Consider the following 2,768-nt stretch of genomic DNA (forward strand, 5'->3'; position numbering starts at 1 on the left):
CAGCCTTCGGCAGCTCCTACAGGTTTCCCTTTCTGCCCAAAAATAATCACAACACCGGGACTTCACATGAAAGCCTTGCCCTTGCTCGCCCTGAGTTCCTTGAGCCTGCTGCCCCTGAGCAGCCACGCGATTCCCTTGAACGACGATTTCGCCGTGCTGGTCGACCTGACGCTGGCCAGCGACTACCGCACTCGCGGTATCTCGCAAACCCAGAATGACCCGGCGGTGCAGGCCGGTCTGACGCTGGCCCACAGCAGCGGTTTGTACGTGGGGGCCTGGAGTTCCAACGTCGATTTCGGCGGTGGTCTGAAAACCCGGCAGGAAGTCGACTACTACGCGGGCTGGCTGTGGCAGGCCACCGAGGATGTCAGCCTCGATCTGGGCTACATCAAGTACGCCTACCCCAAGGAAAGCCAGTTCAACCAGAGCGAGGTTTACGGGATTCTCGGCGTCTACGGAGTGAAGCTGGCGGCGTATTACTCCAGCGATGCGCCGGGGATCGACAGCAAGCAGAGTTCGCTCTACAGCTATGTCGGTTATGAAACCGAACTGCCGTTCGACTCTGGCTTGAAACTGCGTTACGGCACTATGGATTTCAAAGATCCGCATTTGTACTCGGCGTCCGGGCATGTCGAGGACAGCTACCGCGAATGGGAGGTCAAACTGACGCACAACCTGGCAGGCGTGGTATTGGGCCTGAGCTACATCGATACCGATCTGTCGCAGAGCCAGTGTCTGAGCAACTGGGGGTTCAAGGATGTGTGCACGGCGACGGTGGTCGCCAGCCTGAGCAAATCCTTCTGACTCCCCGCCTTGTGTAGGAGCTGCCGCAGGCTAGGGCCGCGTTCGGACGATCTTTTGATTTTGAAAAGCAAGATCAAAAGATCGCAGCCTGTGGCAGCTCCTACAGGGAACGGGGTTATTTGTTACAGGATGTTTACGAATTTTTTACTATTGTTCTTCTACAGTTACGCGCGTTACCGCGCGTGTTTTCTATTCTGCTAGAGGAATGTCTGTAATGGCTTTGGGCAAAGGACTGCGTTTACCGTCCATCACTTCCACCCGTCTGGTGCTGCTGTTTTCCCTGGCACTGGTGACGCTGTACAACCTGGCGACCTGGAAGGCGCTGGGGAATCTGATCACCTTGCAAGGCGCGCACAAACTGGCGTTTTTCGCCTCGTTCGGGCTGTTCCTGTGGGCGGCGATCACCCTGCTACTGACCCTGGTGTCGTTTCGCTGGACGCTGAAACCGGCGCTGACCGTGGTCGCCCTGCTCTCGGCCTGCGCCGCGTATTTCATGAACGAATATGGGATCACCATCGATACGGTGATGATCCAGAACGTATTCGAAACCAATCCCGCCGAGGCTGCCGCGCTGTTCAACGGCAAGCTGCTGGCTTATGTGTTGCTGCTCGGCGTGCTGCCAGCGGCGTTGATCTGGCGCTGGCCGGTGAGTTATCGACCGTTCTTTCGCGGCCTGCTCAACAAGCTGCTGGTGATTGCCGCCTGCGTGCTGGTGATCGGCGCCTCAGTGGGCGCGTTCTATTCGACTTATGCGCCGATCTTCCGTGAAGAAGACAAGCTCACCCATTTCATCAACCCGACCAATTACATCTACGCCATCAGCAAGTACACCAAGCAACGCCTGGGCATCAAAAAAGCATTTTGTGGTGCAGGCCATCGGGGAAGACGCGGTGATGAGCGTCAAAGCCGCCAGCCGCGAGAAAAAGTCGCTGATGGTGTTTGTGGTCGGCGAAACCGCCCGCGCCGATCATTTTTCGCTAAACGGCTATGCGCGCGAGACCAATCCCGAGCTGAGCAAACTGGACATCCTCAACTTCACTCAGGTGCATTCCTGCGGCACGTCCACGGCGGTGTCGGTGCCGTGCATGTTCTCGATGTTCCCCCGTGAGGATTACAGCGACAAGAAAGGCAAAACCTACGAAGGCCTGCTGGATATCCTGCAACGGGCCGGCGTGCAGGTGCTGTGGCTGGACAACAACAGCGACTGCAAGGGCACCTGTCTGCGCGTACCGCACCGCGACATCGCGAAGAACCAGCCGGGGCCGTTCTGCGACGGCAACAACTGCCTGGACGAAGCGCTGCTGGCCGACCTGCAAGGCTACATCGACAGCCTCAAGGGCCACGCGATCATCGTCCTGCACGCCGACGGCAGCCACGGCCCGGAATACTACGAGCGCTACCCGAAAAGCATGGAGCGCTTCGCCCCGATCTGCCACACCAACCAGCTGGGCAGTTGCAGCCGCGATGAACTGGTGAACGTGTACGACAACACCATCCTCTACACCGACCACTTCCTCGCCAAGGTCATCGAGTTGCTCAAACGCAATCAGGACTCACTGGACACCTCGATGGTGTATGTCTCCGATCACGGCGAATCCCTGGGCGAAAACGGCCTGTACCTGCATGCGGCGCCGTATGCGCTGGCGCCCGAGGCGCAGACTCATGTGCCGATGGTGATGTGGTTTGGCAACAACACGCTGGCGCAGTTGGGGATTGATCGCGATTGCCTGCAAGGCAAGACCGGGCAGCCGGACCTGAGCCATGACAACCTGTTCCATTCGGTGCTGGGCTTGTTCGAGGTGAAGACCGCGCTGTATCAGCCGGGGCTGGATGTGTTTCGCGGGTGCCGGCCAGCCATGACGGCTGCGCAATAATCCGGATATTGCACAAAACCCTGTGGGAGCTGGCTTGCCAGCGATGGCGGTCTGTCAGTCACATAGATGCCTGATATGCCGGCCTCATCG

1 protein-coding gene and 1 pseudogene are annotated in these 2,768 nt (G+C 58.5%); both read left to right on the forward strand.

From position 1 onward, the window contains the following. The first annotated feature begins 66 nt into the window (after positions 1 to 66). Positions 67 to 804: a TorF family putative porin gene (locus tag HT737_RS23000; protein ID WP_095666750.1), complete on the forward strand. Its 738-nt coding sequence runs from the start codon at positions 67 to 69 to the stop codon at positions 802 to 804. 214 nt (positions 805 to 1,018) lie between these two features. Continuing rightward, a pseudogene (locus tag HT737_RS23005) lies at positions 1,019 to 2,678 on the forward strand (phosphoethanolamine transferase). The last annotated feature ends 90 nt before the right edge of the window (positions 2,679 to 2,768 follow it).

The organism is Pseudomonas sp. MD195_PC81_125 (genome assembly GCF_014060985.1).
Taxonomy (GTDB): domain Bacteria; phylum Pseudomonadota; class Gammaproteobacteria; order Pseudomonadales; family Pseudomonadaceae; genus Aquipseudomonas; species Aquipseudomonas parakoreensis.